This is a genomic window from Kosakonia sp. LAM2021, from assembly GCF_016620385.1.
In the GTDB taxonomy this organism is placed as follows: Bacteria; Pseudomonadota; Gammaproteobacteria; order Enterobacterales; family Enterobacteriaceae; genus Kosakonia; species Kosakonia sacchari.
In genome coordinates, this window is record NZ_JAENHT010000017.1 from 1 (window position 1) to 25,791 (window position 25,791).

General features: G+C 55.2%; 31 protein-coding genes and 1 other annotated feature. Of the genes, 22 read left to right on the forward strand and 9 right to left on the reverse strand.

Annotated features, from left to right (window positions below; all coding sequences use genetic code 11):
• Nucleotides 1-225 precede the first annotated feature (225 nt).
• The 3 genes from clpB to rluD form a co-directional block, all read right to left on the reverse strand.
• Nucleotides 226-2,799 carry an ATP-dependent chaperone ClpB gene (gene clpB, locus JKP81_RS22575; protein ID WP_200553541.1) on the reverse strand — a complete coding sequence of 858 codons (2,574 nt, stop codon included), beginning with the start codon at nucleotides 2,797-2,799 and terminating at the stop codon, nucleotides 226-228.
• Between the two features lie 129 nt (nucleotides 2,800-2,928).
• Entirely contained in the window at nucleotides 2,929-3,660 is a 732-nt protein-coding gene (gene yfiH / locus JKP81_RS22580) for a purine nucleoside phosphorylase YfiH (protein WP_200553542.1), read from the reverse strand.
• Nucleotides 3,657-4,637, reverse strand: a complete 981-nt coding sequence (rluD, locus tag JKP81_RS22585) for a 23S rRNA pseudouridine(1911/1915/1917) synthase RluD (protein ID WP_200553543.1) — start codon at nucleotides 4,635-4,637, stop codon at nucleotides 3,657-3,659. Before rluD ends, yfiH begins: the two co-directional genes overlap by 4 nt.
• A gap of 131 nt (nucleotides 4,638-4,768) precedes the next feature.
• Between rluD and bamD the strand changes: the two genes are divergently transcribed.
• From bamD to pheA, 4 genes are all read left to right on the forward strand, one after another.
• The gene (bamD, locus tag JKP81_RS22590) at nucleotides 4,769-5,506 is read left to right on the forward strand and encodes an outer membrane protein assembly factor BamD (protein ID WP_200553544.1); all 738 of its coding nucleotides are present in this window, start codon (nucleotides 4,769-4,771) and stop codon (nucleotides 5,504-5,506) included.
• A gap of 275 nt (nucleotides 5,507-5,781) precedes the next feature.
• Entirely contained in the window at nucleotides 5,782-6,120 is a 339-nt protein-coding gene (raiA, locus tag JKP81_RS22595) for a ribosome-associated translation inhibitor RaiA (protein WP_200553545.1), read from the forward strand.
• Nucleotides 6,121-6,221: 101 nt separating this feature from the next.
• Nucleotides 6,222-6,347, forward strand: a sequence feature (Phe leader region).
• Nucleotides 6,223-6,273 carry a pheA operon leader peptide PheL gene (pheL, locus tag JKP81_RS22600; RefSeq protein WP_189660115.1) on the forward strand — a complete coding sequence of 17 codons (51 nt, stop codon included), beginning with the start codon at nucleotides 6,223-6,225 and terminating at the stop codon, nucleotides 6,271-6,273. It overlaps the preceding feature by 51 nt.
• A gap of 30 nt (nucleotides 6,348-6,377) precedes the next feature.
• Nucleotides 6,378-7,538: a bifunctional chorismate mutase/prephenate dehydratase gene (gene pheA / locus JKP81_RS22605; protein ID WP_200553546.1), complete on the forward strand. Its 1,161-nt coding sequence runs from the start codon at nucleotides 6,378-6,380 to the stop codon at nucleotides 7,536-7,538.
• Here pheA and JKP81_RS22610 read toward each other — a convergent pair.
• The 6 genes from JKP81_RS22610 to JKP81_RS22635 form a co-directional block, all read right to left on the reverse strand.
• Nucleotides 7,535-8,407, reverse strand: a complete 873-nt coding sequence (locus tag JKP81_RS22610) for an SMP-30/gluconolactonase/LRE family protein (protein ID WP_200553547.1) — start codon at nucleotides 8,405-8,407, stop codon at nucleotides 7,535-7,537. The genes pheA and JKP81_RS22610 overlap by 4 nt on opposite strands.
• A gap of 68 nt (nucleotides 8,408-8,475) precedes the next feature.
• The gene (tyrA, locus tag JKP81_RS22615) at nucleotides 8,476-9,597 is read right to left on the reverse strand and encodes a bifunctional chorismate mutase/prephenate dehydrogenase (protein WP_200553548.1); all 1,122 of its coding nucleotides are present in this window, start codon (nucleotides 9,595-9,597) and stop codon (nucleotides 8,476-8,478) included.
• A gap of 9 nt (nucleotides 9,598-9,606) precedes the next feature.
• Nucleotides 9,607-10,677, reverse strand: coding sequence for a 3-deoxy-7-phosphoheptulonate synthase AroF (aroF, locus tag JKP81_RS22620; RefSeq protein ID WP_200553549.1), 1,071 nt, complete (start codon nucleotides 10,675-10,677; stop codon nucleotides 9,607-9,609).
• A 183-nt stretch (nucleotides 10,678-10,860) separates the two neighbouring features.
• Nucleotides 10,861-12,222 (reverse strand): PepSY domain-containing protein, encoded by a 1,362-nt coding sequence (locus JKP81_RS22625; RefSeq protein WP_200553550.1) that lies wholly within the window; start codon nucleotides 12,220-12,222, stop codon nucleotides 10,861-10,863.
• 62 nt (nucleotides 12,223-12,284) lie between these two features.
• Nucleotides 12,285-12,761 carry a DUF2946 domain-containing protein gene (locus tag JKP81_RS22630; RefSeq protein WP_200553587.1) on the reverse strand — a complete coding sequence of 159 codons (477 nt, stop codon included), beginning with the start codon at nucleotides 12,759-12,761 and terminating at the stop codon, nucleotides 12,285-12,287.
• A 93-nt stretch (nucleotides 12,762-12,854) separates the two neighbouring features.
• Complete coding sequence (locus JKP81_RS22635) at nucleotides 12,855-13,706, reverse strand: phage repressor protein CI (RefSeq protein ID WP_200553551.1); 852 nt, start codon at nucleotides 13,704-13,706, stop codon at nucleotides 12,855-12,857.
• A 531-nt stretch (nucleotides 13,707-14,237) separates the two neighbouring features.
• Here JKP81_RS22635 and JKP81_RS22640 point away from each other — a divergent pair.
• From JKP81_RS22640 to JKP81_RS23810, 18 genes are all read left to right on the forward strand, one after another.
• Nucleotides 14,238-14,576 carry a DUF5347 family protein gene (locus JKP81_RS22640; RefSeq protein ID WP_200553552.1) on the forward strand — a complete coding sequence of 113 codons (339 nt, stop codon included), beginning with the start codon at nucleotides 14,238-14,240 and terminating at the stop codon, nucleotides 14,574-14,576.
• A 67-nt stretch (nucleotides 14,577-14,643) separates the two neighbouring features.
• Nucleotides 14,644-14,871: a DUF2732 family protein gene (locus JKP81_RS22645; protein ID WP_200553553.1), complete on the forward strand. Its 228-nt coding sequence runs from the start codon at nucleotides 14,644-14,646 to the stop codon at nucleotides 14,869-14,871.
• Nucleotides 14,871-15,092: a TraR/DksA family transcriptional regulator gene (locus JKP81_RS22650; protein ID WP_017459949.1), complete on the forward strand. Its 222-nt coding sequence runs from the start codon at nucleotides 14,871-14,873 to the stop codon at nucleotides 15,090-15,092. Before JKP81_RS22645 ends, JKP81_RS22650 begins: the two co-directional genes overlap by 1 nt.
• Nucleotides 15,093-17,147, forward strand: coding sequence for a replication endonuclease (locus JKP81_RS22655; RefSeq protein WP_200553554.1), 2,055 nt, complete (start codon nucleotides 15,093-15,095; stop codon nucleotides 17,145-17,147). It abuts the gene before it with no gap.
• A 74-nt stretch (nucleotides 17,148-17,221) separates the two neighbouring features.
• Complete coding sequence (locus tag JKP81_RS22660) at nucleotides 17,222-17,407, forward strand: hypothetical protein (RefSeq protein ID WP_200553555.1); 186 nt, start codon at nucleotides 17,222-17,224, stop codon at nucleotides 17,405-17,407.
• A 210-nt stretch (nucleotides 17,408-17,617) separates the two neighbouring features.
• Nucleotides 17,618-17,821 (forward strand): tail protein X, encoded by a 204-nt coding sequence (locus JKP81_RS22665; RefSeq protein WP_020454780.1) that lies wholly within the window; start codon nucleotides 17,618-17,620, stop codon nucleotides 17,819-17,821.
• Nucleotides 17,812-18,042 carry an HP1 family phage holin gene (locus JKP81_RS22670; RefSeq protein ID WP_017459945.1) on the forward strand — a complete coding sequence of 77 codons (231 nt, stop codon included), beginning with the start codon at nucleotides 17,812-17,814 and terminating at the stop codon, nucleotides 18,040-18,042. Before JKP81_RS22665 ends, JKP81_RS22670 begins: the two co-directional genes overlap by 10 nt.
• Complete coding sequence (locus JKP81_RS22675) at nucleotides 18,017-18,526, forward strand: lysozyme (RefSeq protein WP_200553556.1); 510 nt, start codon at nucleotides 18,017-18,019, stop codon at nucleotides 18,524-18,526. Before JKP81_RS22670 ends, JKP81_RS22675 begins: the two co-directional genes overlap by 26 nt.
• The gene (gene lysB, locus JKP81_RS22680; RefSeq protein WP_200553557.1) at nucleotides 18,523-18,936 is read left to right on the forward strand and encodes an Rz-like lysis system protein LysB; all 414 of its coding nucleotides are present in this window, start codon (nucleotides 18,523-18,525) and stop codon (nucleotides 18,934-18,936) included. The genes JKP81_RS22675 and lysB overlap by 4 nt, the downstream gene beginning before the upstream one ends.
• Complete coding sequence (lysC, locus tag JKP81_RS22685; protein WP_200553558.1) at nucleotides 18,836-19,081, forward strand: Rz1-like lysis system protein LysC; 246 nt, start codon at nucleotides 18,836-18,838, stop codon at nucleotides 19,079-19,081. The genes lysB and lysC overlap by 101 nt, the downstream gene beginning before the upstream one ends.
• Nucleotides 19,044-19,511 carry a phage tail protein gene (locus tag JKP81_RS22690; protein ID WP_200553559.1) on the forward strand — a complete coding sequence of 156 codons (468 nt, stop codon included), beginning with the start codon at nucleotides 19,044-19,046 and terminating at the stop codon, nucleotides 19,509-19,511. Before lysC ends, JKP81_RS22690 begins: the two co-directional genes overlap by 38 nt.
• Before the next feature lie 77 nt (nucleotides 19,512-19,588).
• Nucleotides 19,589-20,224, forward strand: a complete 636-nt coding sequence (locus tag JKP81_RS22695; protein WP_200553560.1) for a phage baseplate assembly protein V — start codon at nucleotides 19,589-19,591, stop codon at nucleotides 20,222-20,224.
• Complete coding sequence (locus tag JKP81_RS22700) at nucleotides 20,221-20,568, forward strand: GPW/gp25 family protein (protein WP_200553561.1); 348 nt, start codon at nucleotides 20,221-20,223, stop codon at nucleotides 20,566-20,568. Before JKP81_RS22695 ends, JKP81_RS22700 begins: the two co-directional genes overlap by 4 nt.
• 4 nt (nucleotides 20,569-20,572) lie before the next feature.
• A complete protein-coding gene (locus tag JKP81_RS22705; RefSeq protein WP_200553562.1) occupies nucleotides 20,573-21,481 on the forward strand; it encodes a baseplate assembly protein in 909 nt (302 codons plus the stop codon).
• Nucleotides 21,474-22,082, forward strand: coding sequence for a phage tail protein I (locus tag JKP81_RS22710; RefSeq protein WP_200553563.1), 609 nt, complete (start codon nucleotides 21,474-21,476; stop codon nucleotides 22,080-22,082). The genes JKP81_RS22705 and JKP81_RS22710 overlap by 8 nt, the downstream gene beginning before the upstream one ends.
• Nucleotides 22,083-22,238: 156 nt before the next feature.
• Nucleotides 22,239-23,330 carry a phage tail protein gene (locus tag JKP81_RS22715; protein ID WP_200553564.1) on the forward strand — a complete coding sequence of 364 codons (1,092 nt, stop codon included), beginning with the start codon at nucleotides 22,239-22,241 and terminating at the stop codon, nucleotides 23,328-23,330.
• Nucleotides 23,330-23,926, forward strand: coding sequence for a tail fiber assembly protein (locus tag JKP81_RS22720; protein ID WP_200553565.1), 597 nt, complete (start codon nucleotides 23,330-23,332; stop codon nucleotides 23,924-23,926). The genes JKP81_RS22715 and JKP81_RS22720 overlap by 1 nt, the downstream gene beginning before the upstream one ends.
• A 130-nt stretch (nucleotides 23,927-24,056) precedes the next feature.
• Entirely contained in the window at nucleotides 24,057-25,790 is a 1,734-nt protein-coding gene (locus tag JKP81_RS23810; RefSeq protein ID WP_370568910.1) for a phage tail protein, read from the forward strand.
• The last annotated feature ends 1 nt before the right edge of the window (nucleotide 25,791 follow it).

Genomic DNA, 25,791 nt, shown 5'->3' on the forward strand with positions numbered 1-25,791 from the left:
TCAACTGTTTATTTTCAGAATTCTTCACCTGACAGGCCGGTGTGTTTGCCGTTGTGCCGTGTCAGTGGAGGCGCATTATAGGGAGTTAATTCCCGCTGACAACCCCTAATTTCAAAAAAGTCATCGTTCGCTCACTTTTCAGTCTAATTAGATTGAGAAGTTTGATTTTTGCCTGGTTTTCAAACAAAAACGAGCCCGAAAGGGCTCGTTTTCTTCTTTTGTGACTTACTGCACTGCCACAATTCGCTCATCTTTCACCACGAGCTGCACCGGTTTGCCCGGAATCAGCTCGCCAGAAAGAATCTGCTGCGCCAGCGGGTTTTCGATCTGCTGTTGAATAGCGCGTTTCAATGGACGCGCACCATACACCGGATCGTACCCGTTTGCGCTGAGCAGTTTCAGCGCATCGTCGGAAATGGTAACCGTATAGCCACGCTCTTCCAGACGTTTATACAGACGCTGCAGTTGGATCTGCGCAATAGAAGCAATGTGTTTTTCACCCAACGGATGGAACACCACCACTTCATCAATACGGTTGATGAATTCCGGACGGAAATTCTGGCTAACCACACCTAACACCAGCTCTTTCATGTGGCCGTAATCCAGATCGCCAAAACGCTCCTGGATCAAATCAGAACCCAGGTTGGAAGTCATAATGACGACCGTATTGCGGAAATCTACCGTTCTGCCTTGTCCGTCGGTCAGACGACCATCGTCCAGCACCTGCAGCAAAATGTTGAACACATCCGGATGCGCTTTCTCTACTTCATCCAGCAGAATAACGGAATAAGGGCGACGGCGAACCGCTTCCGTCAGATAACCGCCCTCTTCATAACCAACGTATCCCGGAGGCGCACCGACCAGACGCGAAACGGAATGTTTCTCCATAAATTCCGACATGTCGATACGCACCATTGCATCGTCGCTATCGAACATAAAGTTCGCAAGAGACTTACACAGCTCGGTTTTACCCACCCCGGTAGGACCGAGGAAGAGGAACGAACCGATCGGGCGATTCGGGTCCGACAACCCAGCACGGCTACGGCGAATAGCGTTAGAAACGGCTTCGACAGCTTCATCCTGGCCGATTACCCGATGATGGAGATCATGCTCCATGCGCAATAATTTTTCGCGCTCGCCTTCCATCATTCTCGCTACCGGGATGCCCGTCCAGCGCGCCAACACCTCTGCAATTTCCGCATCGGTCACACGGTTACGTAGCAGACGCATGGTTTTGCCTTCGGCCTGAGTTGCGGCAGCCAGCTGTTTTTCAAGTTCCGGGATTTTCCCGTACTGAAGTTCCGACATGCGTCCCAAATCACCATTACGGCGCGCTTGCTCCATGGCGATTTTGGCCTGTTCCAGTTCCGACTTAATAGTTTGGGTTCCGGAAAGAGAGGCTTTTTCCGCTTTCCACTCTTCTTCTAATGATGAGTACTGGCGTTCTTTATCTTCCAACTCTTCATTAAGCATTTCGAGCCGCTTGATACTGGCTTCATCGGACTCTTTCATCAGCGCCCGCTGTTCCAGTTTAAGCTGAATAATACGGCGATCGAGCCGGTCGAGTTCTTCCGGTTTCGAGTCAATCTGCATACGAATGCTGGACGCAGCTTCATCAATTAAGTCGATGGCTTTATCCGGCAGCTGGCGATCGGCGATGTAGCGATGCGACAGTGTTGCCGCAGCAACAATTGCCGGGTCGGTAATTTGCACATGGTGATGCAGTTCGTAACGCTCTTTCAGTCCACGCAGAATCGCAATGGTGTCTTCCACTGTCGGCTCGGCCACCAGCACTTTCTGGAAACGACGCTCCAGCGCCGCATCTTTCTCTATATACTGGCGATACTCATCCAGCGTGGTGGCGCCCACACAGTGCAACTCACCGCGCGCTAACGCAGGTTTCAGCATGTTGCCCGCATCCATTGCACCGTCGGCTTTACCGGCACCGACCATTGTATGCAACTCGTCGATAAACAGAATGACGTTGCCTTCCTGTTTAGACAGATCGTTCAGCACACCTTTTAAACGCTCTTCAAACTCACCGCGATATTTTGCGCCGGCAACCAGTGCGCCCATATCCAGCGCCAGCACACGGCGGCCTTTCAGCCCTTCCGGCACTTCGCCGTTGACAATACGCTGCGCCAGCCCTTCGACAATCGCGGTTTTACCGACGCCCGGTTCACCAATCAGCACCGGGTTATTTTTGGTACGCCGTTGCAGTACCTGGATCGTACGACGAATCTCTTCGTCACGACCGATCACCGGATCGAGCTTGCCTTGTTCGGCGCGCTCAGTCAGATCGACGGTAAATTTTTTCAAGGCCTGACGTTGATCTTCGGCCCCCTGGTCGTTCACGTTCTCTCCCCCACGCATTTGTTCAATCGCCTGGGTCACATTGGCGGTTGTCGCACCAGCAGATTTAAGCAAATCCGTCAGCGTACCGCGTGATTCAAGCGCCGCCAGAACGAAAAGTTCCGACGAGATAAAGTTGTCGCCTCGCTTTTGCGCCAGCTTGTCGCAAAGATTCAGTACACGCACCAGGTCCTGAGAAGGCTGTACGTCGCCACCGGTGCCTTCCACCTGCGGCAAGCGACTCAGCGCTTGTTCAATCGTTGTGCGTAACTGACCGGCGTTAACGCCAGCAGAGGTTAATAAAGGATGAATCGAACCGCCTTCCTGATTGAGTAAGGCGCTCATTAAATGAAGAGGTTCGATAAATTGATTGTCGTGCCCGAGTGCGAGCGACTGGGCATCGGCGAGAGCAAGCTGGAATTTATTAGTAAGACGATCCAGACGCATAACTCCTCCCATAACAGGTCAAAATTGCTACTGGAGATTAAATGAGGTCATCCCTCAATTATTCAAGGTGAATGACCTGAATTATGCGAAAGAAAACCTACGCGTCCTGGATCGTCTTGATTCTTTAGGTTATATCAGCCAAATGAAACTTGCCATACGCCCGGTCGTCTTGTCCCGGCGGTATGAGAAAAAATTATCCTTATCGCTGAAGGTACAGCGATCGCCACCGAACACATGCTTGACGCCTACGCTCGCCAGGCGCTGGCGAGCGAGCTGATAGATATCAGCAAAATACTTTTCACGGTGGGGACGAAAAGCGCTGTCGGCCTGTGGATCGTGCGCCAGAAACGCTTCGCGAACTTCTGCACCGACTTCAAACGCTTGCGGCCCAATCGCCGGTCCCAGCCACGCCATGAGGTTTTCCGGTTTATCGGCGAAACAGGCAACCGTCTGTTCCAGCACACCTGCGCATAAACCCCGCCAGCCGGCGTGAGCAGCAGCAACTTCGGTGCCAGACTGGTTACAAAACAAGACCGGTAAACAGTCGGCGGTCATCACCGCACAGACCGTACCGGGCGTGTTGCTGTATGACGCATCCGCCCGTTTCGACGCATAAGGACCACCGCTGAGTGCGAGCACGTCAGTGCCATGAACCTGCTCAAGCCATACCGGCTTCGAAGGCAAACCGCCCGCCGCGAATACGCGCGCGCGATTCTCCTCCACATGCTCAGCATTGTCTCCGCAGTGCGCACCGAGGTTCAGCGAATCGTAGGGCGGTAAGCTAATACCGCCAATGCGCGTCGAGCTACAGGCCGCTACACCGTTTGGTAGCGGCCAGTCCGGGAGGATCAGTTTGGTCATAACCAGGCAACATCGTCCTTATGGGTTTCAAAATCAGCGCGCATCACATCAATCAAATCAACCATATCTTGCGGAATCGGCGCATGCCATTCCATTTCGATACCGCTGATAGGGTGGTAAAGGCGCAGCATGGTGGCGTGCAGAGCCTGACGGTCAAACTTGCGCAGTGCATCAATAAACTCGTCAGATGCGCCTTTCGGCGGACGCGGGCGGCCGCCATAGAGTTGGTCGCCAACCAGCGGATGGGTGATATGCGCCATATGCACGCGAATCTGGTGCGTACGGCCTGTTTCCAGGCGCAAACGCAAGCGCGTATGCACACGGAAATGCTCCATAATGCGGTAGTGAGTCACCGCCGGTTTGCCCATCGGGTGCACCGACATATGCATACGCTTGGTCGGATGGCGGCTGATCGGTTCTTCCACCGTGCCGCCAGAAGTCATATGCCCAATCGCTACCGCTTCGTATTCACGTGTGATTTCACGCAGTTGCAGCGACTCCACCAGCCGCGTCTGAGCGGGTACGGTTTTCGCCACCACCATCAAACCGGTGGTGTCTTTATCCAGGCGGTGAACGATGCCTGCGCGCGGAACATCCACAATGGGTGGATAATAATGCAGCAAAGCGTTAAGAACGGTGCCATCAGGATTACCCGCGCCCGGGTGTACAACCAAATCGCGAGGTTTGTTAATTACGATAATGTCATCGTCTTCATAGACGATGTTAAGTGGAATATCCTGCGGTTCAAAACGCGCTTCTTCTTCGATTTCCGCATTGATAGCAATGAGTTCACCACCCAACACTTTCTCTTTAGGCTTGTCGCTGACAACGCCGTTGACCAGCACACGCTGATCGAGAATCCATTCTTTTATACGCGAACGTGAATAATCCGGGAACAATTCGGCCAAAGCCTGATCTAAGCGTTGACCGAGTTGATTTTCGGATACCGTTGCGGTGAGTTGTACCAGTTGTGCCATATACAGCTTCTTCGTTAACGTTGGGTTTTACGGCTTCGCCGTTTAATATAGTGTGCTATTGTAGCTGGTCTTAGTCGGGAGCAGGAATAAAGAATCTCCCGCATAAACATTCTGAGGAAAGTCTAAACGTCATGACGCGCTTGAAATATCTGGTGGCAGCCGCCACGTTGAGTCTGGCTTTGGCAGGTTGCTCCGGTTCAAAGGAAGAAGTACCTGATAATCCGCCAAACGAAATCTACGCGACAGCTCAGCAAAAGCTGCAAGACGGTAACTGGAAGGCGGCAATAACGCAACTGGAAGCACTGGATAATCGTTATCCGTTTGGTCCTTACTCACAACAAGTGCAGTTGGATCTGATTTACGCGTACTACAAAAATGCCGATCTGCCGCTGGCGCAAGCCGCGATTGACCGTTTTATTCGTCTGAATCCAACCCACCCGAACATTGATTATGTAATGTATATGCGCGGGCTGACCAACATGGCGCTGGATGACAGTGCTCTGCAAGGGTTCTTCGGCGTAGACCGTAGCGATCGCGATCCGGCACATGCCCGCGACGCATTCAAAGACTTCTCCAAACTGATGCGCGGCTACCCGAACAGCCAGTACGTCACCGACGCTACCAAGCGTCTGGTGTTCCTGAAAGATCGTCTGTCGAAATACGAACTGTCGGTCGCGGAATATTACACCGATCGCGGTGCGTGGGTTGCCGTAACCAACCGCGTGGAAGGTATGCTGCGTGACTTCCCGGATACAAAAGCGACCCATGACGCGCTGCCGCTGATGGAAAAAGCCTATCGTGAACTGCAGCTCAACGCGCAGGCAGATAAGGTGGCGAAAATTATTGCGGCGAACAGCAATCGAACCTGATTAACCTGATCACCTTAAATGCAAAACGGCAGCCTCCGGGCTGCCGTTTTTTTATTCATTTTATCTATCACTAAAGCGGTTTAGCCGCAATTCATCCTATCAACTATGACTGCTAATTGTAGCTTCGACAAGGTAAATTTGCCCTCTTCCTGCCCTGCCTCACAAAACCCCTTTATTGACAAAAAGTGACAAAATAATGTGATTTAAATCACACATTTTGACATTATGGACGGTATGCTGAAATTACCAAGACGGAAAGACAAGAGGTAAAATTTATGACAATGAACATTACCAGTAAACAAATGGAAATTACTCCGGCAATCCGCCAGCATGTCACAGACCGTCTCGCCAAACTGGATAAATGGCAAACTCAACTGATTAATCCGCATATCATCCTGTCAAAAGAGCCACAGGGCTTTATCGCCGATGCAACGATCAGCACACCGAACGGACAACTGGTTGCCAGCGCGAAACATGAAGATATGTATACCGCCGTCAACGATTTGATTAACAAGCTGGAACGGCAGCTTAATAAAGTGCAACACAAAGGTGAAGCACGTCGCGCCGCAACATCGGTGAAAGACACAAGCTTCGTTGAGGAAGAAGAAGAGTAGTCTCTACATTGAGCCCATCCCAACGCGCCCACGGGCGCGTTTTTTATTGACAGAGCGAAAACAGTACGGGTACTGTACTTCGGTCGCACAAAGGAAAACTCCATGAAACTTGTTCCGTTCTTCTTCGCATTCTTTTTTACCTTCCCCAATTAGGGAGGCGATTCGTTTTGTGATAAAGAATGCGAAGACGAACAATAAGGCCTCCCACACCGGGAGGCCTTTTTTATTGATAACAATTAAAGACGAAAGGCAACAACATGACGGCTGAAAACCCCTTACTGGATTTACGCGTAAAGATCAGCGCACTGGATGAACAGCTGCTGACGCTGCTGGCCGAACGCCGCCAGCTCTCTGTTGAAGTCGGCAAAGCCAAGCTAGATTCACACCGCCCGGTACGTGATATCGATCGCGAACGTGATTTACTCGAACATCTAATAGAACTCGGCAAAGCGCATCATCTGGATGCCCACTACATCACCCGCCTGTTTCAGTTGATCATCGAAGATTCCGTTCTCACCCAGCAAGCTCTGCTCCAGCAACATCTGAATAAAATCAACCCGCACTCTGCCCGCATCGCTTTCCTTGGTCCCAAAGGATCGTACTCACATCTGGCCGCTCGTCAGTACGCGGCGCGCCATTTTGAACAGTTCATTGAAAGCGGTTGCCTGAAATTTCACGATATTTTCAGCCAGGTAGAAACGGGTCAGGCCGATTACGCGGTGGTGCCGCTGGAGAACACCAGCTCCGGCGCGATTAACGACGTTTACGACCTGCTCCAGCACACCAGTTTGTCTATCGTTGGTGAATTGACGGTGCCAATCGATCACTGCATCCTGGTTTCCGGCTCCACCGATTTAGAACACATCACCACGGTTTATAGCCACCCGCAGCCTTTCCAGCAGTGCAGTCAGTTCATTAACCGCTATCCGCAGTGGAAAATTGAGTATTGCGAAAGTACCTCAGCTGCGATGGAAAAGGTCGAGCAGGCAAACTCGCCGCAGGTTGCCGCGCTGGGTAGCGAAGCCGGTGGCGCGCTGTATGGCTTGCAGGTACTACAACGTAATCTGGCGAATCAGACACAGAACATCACGCGCTTTGTGGTGCTGGCGCGTAAAGCCATTGATGTATCCGATCAGGTGCCGGCAAAAACCACGCTGCTGATGGCAACCGGCCAGCAAGCAGGTTCGCTGGTTGAAGCCCTGTTGGTGCTGCGTAACCACAATTTGATCATGACCAAACTGGAATCGCGGCCGATCCACGGCAACCCGTGGGAAGAGATGTTCTACATTGATGTGCAGGCCAATTTGCAATCCGTGCAGATGCAAAAGGCACTGCGTGAACTCACCGACACCGCACGTTCGCTGAAAGTGCTTGGCTGCTACCCCAGCGAAAATGTAGTGCCGGTCGACCCGGCTTAATCCTCTTTAAACAGCGGTTTCTTCATTCCTGCCACCGCCACGGGCAGGGTGAAGATCGCCCCCGACAGCGGATATTGCGCCACTTCGTCCGCCGTCATATTTTCCCGGGTGGTAGTGATAAACAGCGTTTTCATATCAGGCCCACCAAAACAGACCATCGTCGGACAACGCACCGGCAAGCGATACTCTGCCAGTTGTTCACCCTGCGGCGAAAAACGCGCGATGCGCCAGCCATCAAACATTGCGCTCCAGTAGCAACCTTCAACATCCATCGCCGCCCCGTCCGGAATGCCTTCCCCGGCGTTAAAGCGGCGGAAAACCTCGCGTTTGCCAGGCTCGCCCCGCTCATCAAGCGGCGTGCGGTAAATCACCGCGTTCGGCGTATCCGAAGTGTACATCCACTGTTTATCGTGGCTGAAGGCAAGACCATTGGCGCCGTGAATGTCGCACTGCAACACTTTGGGCGTGAGATCACTATTAATGCGCAACAGCAGCGCGCCGTTATAATCGCCCGGCCCCCAGAAGGTGCCCGCATAAAAACGGCCAAGATGATCGGTGCCGCCATCGTTAAAACGCGCCAGTTGCGGGTTTGAAGGGTTATCACACACTTTTTGCCGCAGCAAACCGCGGGCATCCGTCAGCCAGATGGCATTACGCATCGCCACGATAAAGCCGCCTTTCTCACGCAGCGCAAAGCAGCCCACTTCTTCAGCAAATGAGAGCACCGTATGTTCGCCAGACGATAAGTGATAACGGTGGATCTCGCCTTCAATAATATCCGTCCAGTAGAGCGCCTGCTCCGCGTCGCTCCAGGTGGGGCATTCCGGCAAATGCCCGGTGTAATCAAACAGCGTTTGCAGCTCAGCCATTGCGCATCCCTTAAATGAAAAAAGCCAGTGGGTCACCACTGGCTTTTCAGTATAAACGGCTTTTTTATTTACGGACGGCTGTCGTTGGCCTGACGTAACAACACCCGGCTTTCGCTCTGGAATCGCTGAGCATAATCACCAAACCAGTGCTCAACTTTGCGGAAGCTGTCGATAAACGCCTGTTTATCGCCCTGCTCCAGCAGGCCAATCGCTTCGCCAAAACGCTGGTAGTAACGTTTGATCAGCGCCAGGTTACTGGACGACGACATAATAATGTCGGCGTACAACTGCGGATCCTGCGCAAACAAGCGCCCGACCATCGCCAGTTCCAGGCGATAAATCGGTGATGAAAGCGCCAGCAACTGTTCGAGCTGAACATTCTCTTCCGCCAGATGCAAACCATACGCGAAGGTCGCGAAGTGGCGCAGCGCCTGGATAAAGGCCATGTTCTGATCGTGTTCCACTGCGCTAATGCGGTGCAAACGCGCGCCCCATACCTGAATCTGTTCCAGGAACCACTGGTACGCTTCCGGCTGTCGGCCATCACACCAGACCACCACCTGCTTAGCGAGGCTGCCGCTGTCCGGACCAAACATCGGGTGCAACCCGAGCACCGGTCCTTTGTGCGCCGTTAACATCGCCTGTAACGGGCCGCTTTTTACCGACGCCAGATCGACCAGAATGCAGTCCTCCGGCAAGGTCGGCAGTTTGCCGATCACCTGTTCGGTAACGTGAATAGGCACGCTAACAATCACCATGCCCGCGTCAGCCAGCAGCGTATCGGCCTGCGCCCAATCTTCTTTTTCAAGAATGCGCACCTGGTAGCCAGAAAGCGTGAGCATTTTGGCAAACAGTTGTCCCATCTGCCCGCCGCCGCCAACGATCACCACCGGACGCAGTTCCGGACACAGGGTTTTAAACCCTTTGTCGTTTTCACTGGAGTAGGATTCGCGCATGACGCGGCGCAGCACATCTTCAATCAAATCCGGCGGCACACCCAGTGATTCGGCTTCTTTGCGACGCGATGCCAGCATCGTCGCTTCGCGCTCCGGTACATAAATTGGCAAGCCATATTTACTTTTGACTTCGCCAACTTCCGCCACCAGTTCCAGTCGGCGCGCCAGCAAGTCCAGCAGCGCCTTATCAACCTCATCAATTTGATCGCGCAGCGCGGTCAGTTCAGCAACCATAACACCCTCTTAAGCAACACGCGCCGCCAGGCTGTTACGCAGATCGTTATTGATTTCACGCAGCAGCGCTTCGGTCGCTTCCCAACTGATGCACGCATCGGTCACTGAAACGCCGTACTTCATCTCGCTGCGCGGCTGCTCAGATGATTGATTGCCTTCATGAATATTGCTTTCAATCATCAGACCGGTAATCGAACGGTTGCCATCTTTGATCTGCGCCACCACCGATTCAGCAACGGCAGGCTGGCGACGGTAATCTTTATTGGAATTACCATGGCTGCAATCTACCATCAGCGACGGTTTCAGTCCCGCCTGTTCCATCTCTTTTTCACACTGCGCAACATCCGCCGGGCTGTAATTCGGCGCTTTACCGCCGCGCAGGATCACATGCCCATCCGGGTTGCCCTGGGTTTGCAACAGGCAAACCTGGCCGGCCTGGTTGATACCCACAAAGCGGTGCGGCATGGCAGCGGCGCGCATCGCATTGATCGCGGTCGCCAGGCTGCCGTCGGTACCGTTTTTGAAGCCAACCGGCATTGATAAACCCGAAGCCATTTCGCGGTGCGTTTGTGATTCTGTGGTCCGCGCACCAATCGCAGACCAGCTAAACAGGTCGCCAAGGAACTGCGGGCTATTCGGATCCAGCGCTTCGGTCGCCAGCGGCAGCCCCATGCTGACCAGCTCAACCAGCAGACGACGCGCAATCTTCAGGCCAGCTTCCACATCAAACGAGCCATCCATGTGCGGATCGTTAATCAGCCCCTTCCAGCCAACGGTGGTACGGGGTTTTTCAAAATAGACGCGCATCACCAGATAGAGGCTATCGCTGACCTCTGCGGCAAGGGCTTTAAATCGACGGGCATATTCAATCGCGGCTTCAGGATCGTGAATCGAGCAGGGGCCGCAGACCACCAGCAGACGCGGATCGCGCCCGGCAATGATGTTGGAGATGGTCTGGCGGGACTGGGCGATTTGCGCTTCCTGTTCTGTGGTCAACGGGAAGGCCGCTTTTAACTGATCCGGGGTGATCAGCACCTGTTCATCGGTAATATGTACGTTGTTCAGCGCGTCTTTTTGCATGATCGAAAATCCTGTATGGCTCGTTTGCGATAGTTGTTCCTCGAGTGAGGATGACGTAACGATACCATAGCTGGTAAAGATTTCAATCCACATAACGTAACGATTACTTTACAATAGCAAATTAATTGCCATTTAATCGCCGCTGAGTGTAATTATAATTTTACACTTAGCGGCATTTTACGGCTACATCGTTACGACAGAACGCCTGGCATGTTGTTTCCAGCGCAGAGCATCAACCAGGATAAACAGCAGTAAACTGGCTCCCATTACGGGCAACGCCAGCCCCAGTAAAAGCGCCAGTAACGCGCTAATTATCCGTCCTGACAGCGGTAAACTCAGCCAGCAATGCAGCAGCGTACTTGCCGGATTGGCGTTTGCACTGGCCGGGCGGCGGATCCACCACAGCCGATAGCCAATCACAATCATCACGCACAGCGCGCTGCCAAAGGCAATCAGCAGCAACTGGTTCGCCAGGCCAAACAGAATGCCCATATGGAAATCAACGCCCCAGCGCGTCAGCTTCGCCATCAGCGGAAAGTCCACGAATCTTGTGCGATCCACCACCATCATCGTGCTGCCATCAATCGCCACCGCATCCACATGCGTGGGCCAGCCGCGATCGATTTCCGTCACCGTCCAGGCTTTATCCGCGCTGCGCGGCGGGCGGATCTCCAGCTTGCTGGCGGCGATCCCGGCCTGCCGCGCACTGTGTAACGCGTCGTCGAACTGCCCCCGATCCAGTTGCATATCCGGCATGTTCATACCCTCGTGCATCATATGATGTTCCGCATGTGGATCGTTCATCTCTTGTACGCCATGCAGTTGCGTATTGACCTGCGGCGTCATCCAGCCAAACGCCGCACGCAGGCTGTCAACGTTGCCGCCCGCCCATTGTGACCAGGTCAACCCGGTAGCGGAAAACAGCAGCATCCCGGCCAGCAGGATCCAGCCTAAAGAGACGTGCAGGCGACGGTGATTCTGAACAGTGTTATTGATACGCCGTTTCGGGCGGGTAAAAAACCACAGTGCAATACCGCCAAGCGCGGCAATCCACATCCAGGACGCCGCCAGTTCGCTGTACAGACGACCAACGTCGCCCAGCAGCAGCGAGCGGTGGAAGTAGTCAATCCACTGGCGCAGCGGCAAAATTCCGCTGGTGCCGTAGACCGTCATATCCCCTTTCACTTGCAGCGTCACCGGGTCGATAAATATCGCGCGGTTCTCCGATGCGCCCAGCTGTGGGTCAGCAAACATCACGCGGGTAGTGTCACTCCCGGTAAGGCCAGGGCGCACCGCATGCAGACGCAAATGTCCGCCGGTCACCTGTTGTGCAACGGCAATCTGTTCGGCGAGCGGTTGCCGCGTTCCCCCTTCCACACCGTAAAGCGCATCGTGATAGAGCCAGTTTTCCAGTTGTGGTGTCGCCACGTATAACGTGCCGCTCAGGGCAGCGACAAAAATAAACGGGCCGACAAACAGGCCAATATAAAAATGCAGGCGTCGCAGCACGTTGAGCCACGCCGCACGCGGAGTGCAGGTTGTCATACTTTTCCTCAGAAATAGCAAAAGGTTGCCGTTTCGCACAGGCGAACGGACATTTTTTAGAGTCAGGAAAAGCAGACGCGCGGCGGGGCGCGGGTGTCAGGACAAAGCCAGGGAAAGAAGTGCCAGTGCTGAACCGACAGGCGGGCAGCGGCCAGACGGATGCGCAGCACACGGCCGAGCAGCAGCAAAATAACGAGGAAGATAAGGCCGGGAATATGTGCCAGCAATACGCAGTAGCCACAGGCCTCGGCGTGATCAAGCGGCATATTTTGCGGAGAAGGTTGATGCTGCGACATGGACTGCGTTGTGACATCGTGATGCGCGTGCAGCGGCATGCTCATCTCGGCGGGCTGCGATGTGTCATCGTGATGTGCATGCATCGGCATGCTCATCTCGTGGTGCATGCCGGGCATCACGCTCATCGGGTCTTGCTGCAGCGAAACAGAAATCAGCGGCGCGACGAGGATCAACAAGATCGCAAACAGCGCCAGCCCTGCGGCTGCGCGTTGTGTTGCGTATTGATGAAAAACGTTCCTCACCACTTCCCCTCCCGGTCGAAGCGGCATTGTAAATTAAACATCACCAGAAAGTTAATTTACTTGTCGTTTTTCTGCTGACTCAGCGCCAGCGGCTCAGACATGTTTCTCGAGCGTAAAGACCACCACGCCATACGGCACGATCTCCGCTACCGCACACTCAAAATCCACTGCACCGTTAGTGAGACGCACTTTACCGCCCGGCAGACGCACCACATCAAACACATCCAGCGTATCGTCAATGCTGATAAACCAGCGGCCGTTGCCAATTTTTTGCGCGCGGGTATCCACCAGCCAGCCCGCATTCAGCCCTTCAATAAAATTCAAACCGTCGGTAGACGCTGGCGCGAGACTGCGATCCAGCGACCAGACACCCGCCTCTTTCAGCTCGCCAGACTCATGGCGAAACTTCGGAATGCTCAGCGCCGCATCATTTTGCGCTGCGCCCGCGGCCGCAGCGGGATACATTTCGCCTTTGCCCGTCGCCAGCCAGCCTAAAGCGACGCCGGTATCCAGCGCGCAAGTCACCACCACATCGCCAGGAAAAAACTCGCGTCGCACCCAAGTGCTGATGGTGCCGGAGGAGATATCGAGTAAATCCCCCAGCTCTTTTTGCATTTCGAACCCGTACGCATCAAGGATACGGCGCAGCACCGGACGCCCGCCGGTCGACAAGATTTCGTCGTACAACGCTTTGCCCTTCGGCACCGGTTTATCCGTCAATTTCGAATTTGCAAATTCACCATTCACCAGCCAGTGCAGATCCGCGCCGGTGTCGAGTGCGCATTTGACCACCGCTTTATACGGCACGCTATCGCGCTGGATCCAGCTGCTGATATTGTTCGCCGGCACATCCAGCGCCTCCGCGAGGGCTTTCTGGCTGGAGACGGAATAGGACGCGGCAATGCGCTCAATCACATCCTGAACACTCATCTTGTTTTCACTCATGGATACCAACATCGAAAAAGTGATTTACACAATCGCATTTGCGATTTATATTGCTATGCATCGACCAAAAAGCACAGCTGCGCAGTACATTTTAAACAACAGGAGATAATGCGATATGTCAGATGCAAAATCAACGCCGGCGCATCCGCAATCCGGTACTCAAATGCGATCCCAACGTGACCGTCACAGCCGGGCGAGCACAGAGACGACAGCCCTATTTCCGGCACACTACGCATCAATTCACCTAACGATGCCTGCGCCAATAAACGTGAAAGAATTTACGACAATCCATAGCCAGAGCGAATCTCAGCGGAGTCGACAATACGCAAAGCAGATATCACTGAGTCGACTTAGCCGCACCAAGTCGGACGCCGACGACACCGCAACATGGCGCGACGCGCAGGTGAACGCCAGCGCCTGGCATTTTGCCTTTACGCAACAGGAAAAGTGCCGCCACAGCGTTAAATGCTCGTTCGGCATAGCGTTACGCTGAATTTGCTTTTGCAAGCCAACACTATCGCAGGAGAGCTCATGGCTATCACATCCTCTGTTGTGCATGTTCCGCTTAACACGTCAGAGCGGCTAAGCGGGCTGAACCATATCGCCGAGCTTCGCGGTCGCTTATGGGGCGATAACTGGAGTGACGTAGCGCGCTTTATCGACGATCTGCGTGACCCGCGTGACGAACACGCAGACGAGAACAACCGGGCGCTGGCGGCCATTTTCTTTCTCGCCAGAGTGCCCGCCGCGCGCCAGGCGCTCAACCCGAATGCATTAACGCTTGATGAGAAACGGGCGGTGATCGCCGCCATGAACCATTTCCGCGCGGTAGTCAGCCAGTTTCCGAAACGGCTCACCATGCCGCTGTAAACCCTCAATCCACAACCATGACGTCAACCCGTCGGGCATCCCCTTGCCCAAATTCAGGAGCAACACAATGAGAAAACAACCGCTCAACTCACCGAACCACAGCCCGGAAGCGCTCGCGCTTCAACTGGCACAAGCGCGCAACAATGAACGCCTGCGCTGCGCCGGCGTTATCTCTGCCCGTCTGGACGCACTGGCCGCATTTATCAGCTCACAACGCCTTGAATGGCACGATGCGGCTGAATTGTTGCGCCAGGAAGCCAGCCACATCGACAACCAGGCGCAGGAGCTGCACTAATGGCCGACGAAATGGATCTCGCCCAGCAACGCGAGATGGAAGAGCGCGAGCGGCATATTCAGCATGCACGTAATCGCCTGCTGGCGCCCTCAAGGCTCACCTGTGAAAGCTGCGATGCGCCGATCCCGCAAGCACGGCGCATGGCGCTGCCCGGCGTCACCTGCTGCGTTAGTTGTCAGCAGATCGCCGAACTGAAAGACAAGCACTACAGGAGACGTTAATTGTCCGTCACCTGGGCTTATCCGTGGAATGCGCCGCGTTCAGCTATCTCCAGCTCCTTGCTCACTCACGCTGAGCTGCATCGCCGCAATTGCCATATTGCGGCGGTGTCGCAGGCGCGTCAGGCACTGGCGCTCCAGCCGGAGTGCGTACGCGTTTCGCTCATCCGTACTGCGGATACGATAGAAAAAGAGCACGGGATAGCACGGGCTGAGGCTTTTCTGCTGCATTTTTATCGCCGTACGTTGCCAAGGCTCAACGCGGTGGCGCAGCGCTATCAACTGAGCCATATTCAACCGCGCGTTTCAAAAGCGGTGTTCAATGGTCATTTCGACACCATTATTCAGCAGGGACTGGCGCACCGCTTAGTCTCGCTGTTGAACCGCTACAACCAGCTGCCGGATATGAACAAATCCCCTGTCGACAGGCTGGCGGCGGACATCGCCAACTTTATTCGCGGTGAACTGGCAGAGCACGACGATACCAGCGCAACAGAGCTGAAAACGCTGCATCGCTGGTATTTGCACGCGGGCACTATCGCCTTGCAATTTAACGTTACTCCACCGCACTGGCAGCGGGTGACGCAAAAAGTTGTCAGCGCGGAAGATCTCGCCCCGGCGATCATGCGCCTGTTCAGCGAGCAGTGGTGGCGCGGGCATCTGCGCAAAGCCGCCGCGCAGTGGCGCGAGCATTTGCATATCGCACTCGGTAATGTCAGCAAGAAAAAGCACCCCTACGCCAGCGCACAGTGTGTCACCGCCTGGCGCGAGCAAAAACGGCGCAACCGCGAGTTTCTTAAAAGCATGGAACTGGAAGATGAAGAGGGAAACCGCATCAGTCTTATTGATAAACACGACGGTTCGGTAGCCAACCCGGCGATCCGCCGCTGTGAGCTGATGACGCGCCTTCGCGGTTTCGAAACCATCTGCCAGAACCTTGGCTACACAGGCGCGTTTTACACCGTAACCGCCCCCTCGGCCTGGCACGCGACAACGCGCGCGGGCTACCGCAACCGGAAATGGAACGGCGCCAGCCCGGCACAAACCCAGGCGTATTTCACCGGGCTGTGGGCACGTATCCGCGCGAAGCTACACCGCAACGGCTTGCGCGTTTTCGGTATTCGCGTGGCAGAGCCGCATCACGACGGCACACCGCACTGGCATCTGATGCTGTTTATGCAGCCGCAAGAGGTTGCCCGTGTGGGCGAGATCCTGCGCGATTTCGCCTGCCAGCAAGATAGCCACGAGCTGGCCAGTGCGAAAGCGCAACAGGCACGCTTTCACGCCGAAACCATTGATGCGTTAAAAGGCAGCGCGACAGGTTATCTGGCGAAATATATTGCTAAAAATATCGACGGCTATGCGCTGGATGGCGAAACCGACGTTGAGAGCGGCGCATTGCTGAAAGAGAGCGCCTGCGCGGTCTGTGCATGGGCCGCGCGCTGGCGCATCCGCCAGTTTCAGTTTATTGGCGGCGCGCCGGTCACCGTTTACCGAGAGCTACGCAAACTGGTCGATAACGATGCCGCGCGCGGATTAAGCGTAGAGTTTGCGCAAGTGCATGAAGCCGCCGATAGCGGCGACTGGGCGGGTTACGTCAACGCGCAAGGCGGGCCGTTCGTCAAACGCGATGAAGTGCAGGTGCGCACCCTTTATGAGAAAGACGGCGATATTAATCAGTATGGCGAAGCGACGCTGCGCGTACGCGGCGTGTATGACAGCGTAGTCGGGAGCGGGTCGCCGCTACTGACGCGGCTGAAAAAGTGGAAGATCGTGCCAAAGCGCGCACAGGAAAACGTGCCGGAGACCGCCCTTTCTTGGAGTTCTGTCAATAACTGTACGCCCTTCGAGCCCGGTCAGCGGTTAAACCGCCGCCAGCGTCGACAACTTACCGCCTGGCTGCGCAGCGATATTCTGCAGGCCGGCAAACGTACGCCCAAATGCGCTCTTTGTACTGGCAGAAATAGCAAGGAAATAGCTGGAAACATCGGCTTAGCAGCGCGTCCAGAAAGCCATAATGGTTTTCTTTATCAGCAACATAGTGATGGGAACAAATAATTATCGCTTCCCATTAATAATCGGCCTATGATACTGTATAAACATACAGTACAAGAAATTCATGAGAGGGATTCATGGTCTCTGAGCGACTAAATCAGACTCAGCACAAGTGGGCATGCGTGCAATTCATTGCCGAGGTGTCTCTGCTGGCTAACTGCAAACCGTCCGATCTGAAACTGGCGCTGAGTCTGATTGCGGACCTGGCCAACAGCGAAAACGCCACCGACAAGGATGAAAACATTTTCTACAAGGCCGAATAGCGCCCCGCCACGTCCCTTCCCGGCAGTTAACGCTGCCCTTCCCTCGATGCGCCAGCGGCACTGCTGCCTGGTGCATTCGTGCTGTGCTTTCCTCCCTGTGCGCACCTGTTGTGCCAGCGCTTAACCAGCCCCGAAAGATAGCGTCCATCGCCTGCGGTCAGGAAACTTAACCATGGGGAAAAACCTTCCTGATGGAAAGAGACGCGAACGATGAATGTGAAAACACAACAAGGCGATACCCTCGACCTGCTTTGCCTGCGTTATTACGGACGCACCGCATCCGTGGTCGAAACGGTGCTCGCCGCCAACCCGGGGCTCGCCGATCTGGGCGTTATTTTGCCTTATGGCACCACGGTCAACCTGCCGGAAGTACAGACGCAAACCATTAAAGAGACGGTGAATCTATGGGGCTGACCATCGAAAAAGTCACCTCATCGCTGGCGTACTGGATAAGCGTGGCGCTGACCTTTTTTGGCGCCATGACCCCGCAAGACTTCGCCGCCTATTTTGGCGCGCTGGGTGTTGCTGTCACCGTGGCGGTGAACTGGTACTACCGCCGCAAAAGCTATCTGTTCCTCCAGTCCTGCGCGTCAACCCAGGAGGTGATGAATGGGATTACCCGTAAAACGCTGTAGCGCGGCGGCGGTGCTGGCGCTGGCGGTGCTGCTGCCGGATTTCCGCTTACTGAAAACCTCACCGCAGGGGCTGGCACTGATTGCCGATCTTGAAGGTTGTCGCCTGCGCCCTTACCAGTGTAGCGCCGGGGTCTGGACATCCGGCATCGGTCACACCGCAGGCGTTATACCAACGCGCGATATCAGTGAAAAAGAGGCGGCGAGCAACCTTGTCGCCGACGTATTGCAGGTTGAACGCCGACTGGCGCAGTGTGCACCGGTGGCAATGCCGCCGCAGGTGTATGACGCGGTGGTCAGCTTCGCCTTTAACGTTGGCAGCGGCGCAGCTTGCCGCTCGACGCTGGTTTATTTCCTTAACCAAAAGCAGTGGCGCCAGGCCTGCGATCAGCTGCCGCGCTGGGTGTTTATCGATGGTATACGTAACCAGGGGCTGGAAAACCGCCGCCAGCGCGAACGCGCCTGGTGCCTGCAGGGGGCGCAATGAATGCTCGTCTGATCGCTCTGTTGATCGCCTCGCTCGGCCTGCTGTGGCTGGTGCAGCAAAACCATTCGCTGAGCGCCTCGCTGGCACAATCTCACCAGCTTACGCGTGAGCAAAACAACGCCATCACGCAATTGAAAGCGCAACTGAACGCCACAACAGCGCTGGCGGACAAAAACCAGCAGGCGCAGGTGGCGCTGCGCCTGCAACTGGATGCCGCCAGCACGCAGGCGGTGCGGCGCGAACAATCGATTACGAGGTTACTCAATGAAAATGACGCGTTTCGCCGCTGGTACAGCGCTGAGTTACCTGATGCTGTGCGCCGGGTGCACCAGCGCCCCGCCTGTCCTTCCGCCGGTCACTGTTTACAACAGTTGTCCGCTGGTCAGCCTGTGCCCGATGCCGGGAAGTAACCCGCAAACTAACGGCGATTTAAGCGCCGATATCCGCCGACTGGAGCTTGCGCTGGAACAGTGTGCGCTCCAGGTCGAAACCCTTAAACATTGCCAGGATGAGATCAATGCTAAAACCCAATACGTTGCGCACCGCGCTGACTGACGCTGTTCCGGTGCTGCGCGATAACCCCTCGATGCTGCGCCTGTGGGTGGACAAAGGCAGTAACACCGCCACCCTCGCCAGCTCACTCTCTTTTGAAAAACAGTTCAGCCTCAATGTCACCGTCAGCAGTTTTGCCGGTGATATCGATACGCTGTTCGTACCGGTGATGGCGTGGCTGCGCGCTAACCAGCCCGACATCCTCACTACCGAAGCCGGTCGCAAAGGCAGCTTCAGCTGGTCGCTGGTGGCGAACACCGACAACACCCAGGATTTGACGATGGTGCTGCAACTGACCGAGCGCACCAAAATCACGGAAATCGACGGCGCGCTGCATGCCGAAACGCTACCGGAACCGCTGCCGCCCGCGTTCGTGACCCGCCCGACCGAGCTTTATATCAACGGTGAACTGGTGAGCCGCTGGCCGGCCTGAATCGCCCGGCGTTGTGCCAAAAACCGGACAGCTCTGTCCGTTTTTCAACGCCCGTCACGCATAGGATGATTTCCGTTATGAACAGACAACTCTCGCTTCAGGAACTGTCCCGCTTGCTGCGCAATATGATCCGCACCGGGGTCATCGTCGACATCGATCTGAACAGCGGACGCTGCCGGGTGCAGACCGGCGGCCTCGTAACACAATGGTTGCAGTGGTTAACCCACCGCGCCGGGCATTCACGGAGCTGGTGGGCACCGTCCATCGGCGAACAAGTTTTGCTGCTGGCGGTCGGTGGCGAGCTCGACACCGCGTTCGTGCTGCCGGGGATCTTCTCCGATGACAATCCGGCCCCTTCGGTATCTGCCGACGCCTTGCATGTCGCCTTTCCCGATGGCGCGGTCGTGGAATATGAACCGAAAACCAGCGCGTTAACGGTGAGCGGCATTAAAACCGCCACCATCAGCGCGTCGCAATCCCTAACCGCCACCGTGCCGGACGTGCGGGTGACCGCCACTACCCGCATCACGCTGGACACGCCGGAAGTGGTCTGCACCAACAAGCTCATTACCGGCACGCTGGAGGTACAAAAAGGCGGCACGATGAGCGGCAACATTGAGCACAGCGGCGGATCGCTCACCTCCAACGGCAAAGTGTTGCATACCCATAAACACCCCGGCGACAGCGGCGGCACAACAGGAGCGCCTTTATGACAGTTCGTTACAGCGGGTTAAACCGCACCACCGGCAAGCGTCTCACCGACACCGAACATATTCGCCAGAGCATCAGCGACATTCTACGCACGCCGATGGGCTCCAGAGTGATGCGCCGCGATTACGGCTCGTTGCTGTTTGAGATGATCGATCAGCCGCAAACCCCGGCGCTGACGCTGCAAATCCAGGCCGCCTGTTACATGGCGCTGTTGAAATGGGAACCACGCATTACCGTAAGCGCGGTCACCACCGAGCGCCAGTTCGACGGCAAATTGCTGGTCAACCTGACCGCGCAACTCGCCAGCACTGGCGAGTCCCTTTCGTTAACCCTTCCAGTGAGTTAAAACCATGCCGATTATCGATCTGAGCCAACTGCCGGCGCCGGATGTGGTCGAGGAGCTTGATTATGAGGCTATCCTCAACGACCGCAAAGCGACGCTGATTTCCCTGTTTCCCGCCGATGAACAAGAAGCGCTGGCGCGCACGCTGACACTGGAGTCCGAGCCGCTAACCAAATTTCTGCAAGAGAACGCCTACCGTGAAGTGATGTGGCGCAGCCGCGTTAACGAAGCGGCCCGCGCGGTGATGCTGGCCTACGCCGCCGGGAAGGATCTGGATGTGATGGCCGCCAACAGCAATACCGCGCGGCTGGTGGTTTCGCCCGCCGACGACAGCACCATTCCGCCAACACCGGCGGTGATGGAATCTGATAAAGATCTGCGTCTGCGCGCACAGCAGGCGTTTGAAGGGCTAAGCGTCGCCGGGCCGGAAGGTGCTTACGAATACCATGGCCGTAGCGCCGACGGGCGGGTTGCCGATATTTCGGTCATCAGCCCGAACCCGGCGTACATCACCATTTCCGTACTCTCCCGCGAGGGCGACGGCCGCGCCAGCGATGAGCTGATCGCCATCGTGGATAAAGCCCTGAACGCCGAAGATGTGCGCCCGGTGGGCGACCGCGTGACGGTGCAAAGCGCGGAGATCGTGCCCTACCAGATTAAGGCCACGCTCTACTTCTACCCGGGTCCGGAATCGGAACCGATTCGTCAGGCCGCTGAGCAGCAGTTAAAAGCCTATATCAACGCACAACGACGTTTAGGGCGCGATATCCGGCAGTCGGCGATTTATGCCGCGCTGCACGTAGAAGGCGTACAGCGGGTGGAGCTGAGCGCACCGCAAAGCGATTTGGTGCTGGCGAAAAATCAGGCCTCTTACTGCACCGCCTGGAGCATTAACGCCGGAGGCACCGATGAGTGACGACCGTCTGTTGCCTGTTGGCTCATCCGTTCTTGAGGTGGCAGCGGCAAAAGCGGCGGCAGATATTGAGCGCGTGCCGGTGCCGCTGCGCACGTTGTGGGACCCACAAACGTGCCCGGCAGAGCTGCTGCCTTACCTGGCATGGGCGCTCTCCGTCGACCGCTGGGATTTTAACTGGCCGGAAGCGACCAAACGCAAAGTGATTGCCGCTTCATTCTTCGTTCATCAACACAAAGGCACGCGCAGCGCGCTGCGCCGGGTGGTTGAACCGCTCGGTTTTCTGATTGAGCTGCGCGAATGGTGGGAGGACAACGCCGAACCGGGCACCTTTAAACTGGTAATTGGCGTGCAGGAAAACGGCATTACCGAGGAGATGTACCTTGAGCTGGAGCGGTTGATTAATGATGCCAAACCGGCGAGCCGCCACCTGACCGGGTTAAATATCAGCCTGAGCAGCAGCGGCGAATTTTATGTCGGCGCCGGTTGCTACCTGGGCGAAGAACTGACCGTTTACCCTTACACACCGGAAGAGATCATAGTCGGCGGCGAGTATTACCCGGCTTCAGCGGTTCATCTGATTGATGATGTCATCATCACTTAACCACGTTACATCAGACAAAACGGGCTGCGGCCCGTTTTTTATTACCCACCTCGTTGTGCCAGCGGGCAACCAACCCCGCCTGATAGCGTTCGCCTGTCGCTGAACGGAAAATGTCTTCTGTACTGATTTATCACCCAACAACCTGAGAGTTAACGCATGACTGCAAAATTCTTTGCCATTCTGACCAATCAGGGGGCCGCGAAGCTGGCGAACGCCGCGTCGCTTGGCACAAAGCTTAACCTTACGCAGATGGCGCTCGGCGACGCCAACGGCGTACTGCCTACGCCCGATGCGGCGCAAAGCCAGCTGATTAACCAGAAGCGTATTGCTCCGCTAAACCGCCTCTCTGTTGATCCGAATAACACCAATCAGATCATTGCCGAACAGGTGATCCCGGAAAACGAAGGCGGCTTCTGGATCCGCGAAATTGGTCTTTACGACGATGACGGCGTGCTGATCGCCATCGCCAACTGCCCGGAAACCTATAAACCGCTGTTACAGGAAGGCAGCGGACGCACACAGACGATTCGCATGGCGCTGATTGTGTCATCGACCGCCGCCGTGACGCTGAAAATTGACCCATCGGTGGTGCTGGCCACGCGTAAATACGTTGATGATAAAGTTATCGAAGTGAAGGCCTATTCGGCCGATCTGCTGAAACAGCATGTCGCCGCTGCTAACCCACATACACAATATGCACCGCTTGCCAGCCCGGTATTTAGCGGTGTGCCTGCTGCTCCGGATACGCACATCGGCAACTATGGCCAGCAAATCGCCAACACAAAGTTTGTTCACGATGTGCTGATTGATGACAACTACATCCTGCCCGTAGGGGGTGTTGTTGCCTGGCCGCAGGCGACTCCGCCATTAGGGTGGTTTAAATGTAATGGCGCCACGTTTGATAAAGCCAAATATCCCAAACTGGCGCTGGCGTTCCCATCCGGTGTTCTTCCCGATCTGCGCGGTGAGTTTATTCGTGGCTGGGATGACGAGCGCGGGCTGGATGCCGGACGAGTGCTGCTTTCGGCGCAGTCCGATGAATTGAGAGCGCATAACCACCGGTTTATTAACGAATATGCTACGCCGACCGTAAGAATTATTGCTTACACAGATGAAAACAGTGAAAACGCAGATACTACCGTCAGTATTGGCAAGCGGGCATGGACCTATATCTGGATGGAAAATACCGGTGGCGCGGAAACCCGTCCACATAACATCGCATTTAACTACATCGTGAGGGCTGCATAATGACGCAAGCGACACTGAATCAGAACCTGATGGCCACCGTTGCCGGGGAGCAAACCGTCTATAACTTCGCAGCCGATACGCGCGAATATCGTTCGACCTCGGTGGAATATCTGGCAATCGGCGTTGGCATTCCCGCAAACGCTGCCATTGATGCGCCGCTCGAGGTGAAAAGTGGTTTTGCTGTTTGCCGTAAGGCAGATTCGAGTGGCTGGGAATACGTTGCCGATCACCGCGGCGAAACGGTTTATGACATCGCCAGCGGCAAGCAGACGGAACTGGATAAACTGGGTGATTACCCGGCAGATGTTACGCCGCTTGCGCCAGCGACCGCTTACGATCAATGGGACGGCAGCAAATGGGTAACCGATAGCGCCGCACAGCAGTCAGCGCTTGTCACCGGGGCGGAACAGAAAAAAACGCAGCTACTGAGTGAGGCTAAAAACACCATCAGCCTGTGGCAGACAGAGTTGCAGCTCGGCATTATCAGCGATGACGACAAAGCCCGGCTGATTGCCTGGTTGCAATACATCAAGCTGCTCCAGGCGGTGGATACCGCAACGGCACCGGATATCAACTGGCCGCAACAGCCGCAATAACACCAGACGGGCCCCGGCCCGTTTTTTCATTTGCAGTTGTCCTGCCTGCAAACCAACCCCAACCGATAGCCCTGCCCAAAGCGCTCACCGGAAAATAGAGCCCATGTTTCCGACAACTGAGAGTGAACGCATGACCGCGAAATATTACGCCATTCTGACCAATCAAGGGGCGGCGAAGCTGGCAGCAGCCGCCGCGCTTGGCACGCAAATCCATATCACACAAATGGCCGTCGGCGACGGTAATGGCAGCCTGCCAACGCCCGACGCCACACAAACCCAGCTGCTCAACCAGAAGCGCATCGGTGCGGTGAACACGCTCACTGTCGATGCGGTCAACGCAAACCAGGTCATTGCCGAACAGGTGATCCCGGAAAATGAAGGGGGCTACTGGATCCGCGAAATGGGGCTTTTTGATGACGATGGCGTGTTGATTGCCATCGCCAACTGCCCGGAAACGTACAAGCCGTTGTTACTGGAAGGCAGCGGCCGCACGCAGACGATTCGTATGGCACTGATTGTTTCGTCAACAGCGGCGGTAACGCTGAAAATCGACCCTTCGGTGGTGCTGGCGACGCGTAAATATGTCGACGATAAAGTTATCGAGGTAAAAGCCTATTCCGATGAGCTGATGAAACAGCATGTCGCCGCCAGTAACCCGCATACACAATATGCCCCCATTGCCAGCCCAACATTTACAGGAACACCGAAAGCGCCGACAGCGGCTGCAGGGGATAACACCACCCAGCTCGCCACAACGGCATTTGTCCAATCCGAATTGAGCGGGAAACAACCTCTTGATGCGACGTTAACCTCTATTGCAAGGCTCGCAACGGGTGCCAATAAACTCCCCTATTTTTCTGAAGTTGATACTGCTGCGCAAACGGATCTCACCGCCGTCGGGCGGGATATTCTGGCAAAAGATGCAATTGCGGATGTTCGAACATACCTTGGGCTGGGTAAGCTCGCGGTAAAAGATGCAGTAACGTCCCAGGAGATCTTTAACGATCAAGCTGTGGAGATTGGCAATGCGGCAGACCTCAATAGTTACACAACACCTGGCCTCTACTTTCAACCATTGAATTCTCAGGCACTTTCAGGCGCAAACTACCCTGAGCAGGTTGCTGGTTCGCTAGAAGTCTATAAACACGCTGGTATTACACAGATTTATCGGATTTATGCCGATTCCCGTTGTTACGTACGAACCAAATATGAAGGGGTGTGGTCAGCATGGGCAAGAAACTATGACTCGTTAAATAAACCTACTGCTGCTGATATTGGCGCATTGCCGACCCAAGGTGGCGTTGTGGCTGGTCGTGTCGTCGTCCAGTCAGATGAGTTCGGGTTGACACTGACACCATCAACCACTGGTGCCGGGTACTATCTTTTTGGCAGGAAAAACGATGGGACAAACCACTGGTATTTTGGGCAAGGTGCTGCAAATTCAGATGTAACATCCTGGGGAAATTATTTAACCAATTCAAGTATCAATCTCGTCGCTGGTGGCGCTACCGTCTCCGGAACCATAGTGCCAACAAGCTATTCAAATTTTGACGCCCGTTACCAGTCCGCAGGAAGCAGCGGTAAACCAGCAACTTCAGGCATTAGCGGTAGTGTGCTGTGGTGGAGAGATGCGGATACTGGCGTCATTTTCATGATGGGTACGACAGCCAGTGTTCCCAATAGCGGTCGGGTGACATTTCCGTTTGCTTTTCCAGCAGCGTGTTTTTCGGTAGTAGCAAACCGCAACAATAGCTCAGGTGAAGCAGCTGCAATGCAGCCATACAGTATTGATACAACAGGTTGGAACCTGCGTATTGCGGGCGGCGGTACAGAGACAGTGACATGGTTTGCGGCGGGGAAATAAA

What these genes read in the sequence shown, in the direction of transcription:
- clpB (WP_200553541.1), bottom strand. Translation starts at nt 2,799, where the DNA reads ATGCGTCTGGATCGTCTTACTAATAAATTCCAGCTTGCTCTCGCCGAT.
- yfiH (WP_200553542.1), bottom strand. Translation starts at nt 3,660, where the DNA reads ATGACCAAACTGATCCTCCCGGACTGGCCGCTACCAAACGGTGTAGCG.
- rluD (WP_200553543.1), bottom strand. Translation starts at nt 4,637, where the DNA reads ATGGCACAACTGGTACAACTCACCGCAACGGTATCCGAAAATCAACTC.
- bamD (WP_200553544.1), top strand. Translation starts at nt 4,769, where the DNA reads ATGACGCGCTTGAAATATCTGGTGGCAGCCGCCACGTTGAGTCTGGCT.
- raiA (WP_200553545.1), top strand. Translation starts at nt 5,782, where the DNA reads ATGACAATGAACATTACCAGTAAACAAATGGAAATTACTCCGGCAATC.
- pheA (WP_200553546.1), top strand. Translation starts at nt 6,378, where the DNA reads ATGACGGCTGAAAACCCCTTACTGGATTTACGCGTAAAGATCAGCGCA.
- JKP81_RS22610 (WP_200553547.1), bottom strand. Translation starts at nt 8,407, where the DNA reads ATGGCTGAGCTGCAAACGCTGTTTGATTACACCGGGCATTTGCCGGAA.
- tyrA (WP_200553548.1), bottom strand. Translation starts at nt 9,597, where the DNA reads ATGGTTGCTGAACTGACCGCGCTGCGCGATCAAATTGATGAGGTTGAT.
- aroF (WP_200553549.1), bottom strand. Translation starts at nt 10,677, where the DNA reads ATGCAAAAAGACGCGCTGAACAACGTACATATTACCGATGAACAGGTG.
- JKP81_RS22625 (WP_200553550.1), bottom strand. Translation starts at nt 12,222, where the DNA reads ATGACAACCTGCACTCCGCGTGCGGCGTGGCTCAACGTGCTGCGACGC.
- JKP81_RS22635 (WP_200553551.1), bottom strand. Translation starts at nt 13,706, where the DNA reads ATGAGTGAAAACAAGATGAGTGTTCAGGATGTGATTGAGCGCATTGCC.
- JKP81_RS22640 (WP_200553552.1), top strand. Translation starts at nt 14,238, where the DNA reads ATGGCTATCACATCCTCTGTTGTGCATGTTCCGCTTAACACGTCAGAG.
- JKP81_RS22645 (WP_200553553.1), top strand. Translation starts at nt 14,644, where the DNA reads ATGAGAAAACAACCGCTCAACTCACCGAACCACAGCCCGGAAGCGCTC.
- JKP81_RS22650 (WP_017459949.1), top strand. Translation starts at nt 14,871, where the DNA reads ATGGCCGACGAAATGGATCTCGCCCAGCAACGCGAGATGGAAGAGCGC.
- JKP81_RS22660 (WP_200553555.1), top strand. Translation starts at nt 17,222, where the DNA reads ATGGTCTCTGAGCGACTAAATCAGACTCAGCACAAGTGGGCATGCGTG.
- JKP81_RS22665 (WP_020454780.1), top strand. Translation starts at nt 17,618, where the DNA reads ATGAATGTGAAAACACAACAAGGCGATACCCTCGACCTGCTTTGCCTG.
- JKP81_RS22670 (WP_017459945.1), top strand. Translation starts at nt 17,812, where the DNA reads ATGGGGCTGACCATCGAAAAAGTCACCTCATCGCTGGCGTACTGGATA.
- JKP81_RS22675 (WP_200553556.1), top strand. Translation starts at nt 18,017, where the DNA reads ATGGGATTACCCGTAAAACGCTGTAGCGCGGCGGCGGTGCTGGCGCTG.
- lysB (WP_200553557.1), top strand. Translation starts at nt 18,523, where the DNA reads ATGAATGCTCGTCTGATCGCTCTGTTGATCGCCTCGCTCGGCCTGCTG.
- lysC (WP_200553558.1), top strand. Translation starts at nt 18,836, where the DNA reads ATGCTGTGCGCCGGGTGCACCAGCGCCCCGCCTGTCCTTCCGCCGGTC.
- JKP81_RS22690 (WP_200553559.1), top strand. Translation starts at nt 19,044, where the DNA reads ATGCTAAAACCCAATACGTTGCGCACCGCGCTGACTGACGCTGTTCCG.
- JKP81_RS22695 (WP_200553560.1), top strand. Translation starts at nt 19,589, where the DNA reads ATGAACAGACAACTCTCGCTTCAGGAACTGTCCCGCTTGCTGCGCAAT.
- JKP81_RS22700 (WP_200553561.1), top strand. Translation starts at nt 20,221, where the DNA reads ATGACAGTTCGTTACAGCGGGTTAAACCGCACCACCGGCAAGCGTCTC.
- JKP81_RS22705 (WP_200553562.1), top strand. Translation starts at nt 20,573, where the DNA reads ATGCCGATTATCGATCTGAGCCAACTGCCGGCGCCGGATGTGGTCGAG.
- JKP81_RS22710 (WP_200553563.1), top strand. Translation starts at nt 21,474, where the DNA reads ATGAGTGACGACCGTCTGTTGCCTGTTGGCTCATCCGTTCTTGAGGTG.
- JKP81_RS22715 (WP_200553564.1), top strand. Translation starts at nt 22,239, where the DNA reads ATGACTGCAAAATTCTTTGCCATTCTGACCAATCAGGGGGCCGCGAAG.
- JKP81_RS22720 (WP_200553565.1), top strand. Translation starts at nt 23,330, where the DNA reads ATGACGCAAGCGACACTGAATCAGAACCTGATGGCCACCGTTGCCGGG.
- JKP81_RS23810 (WP_370568910.1), top strand. Translation starts at nt 24,057, where the DNA reads ATGACCGCGAAATATTACGCCATTCTGACCAATCAAGGGGCGGCGAAG.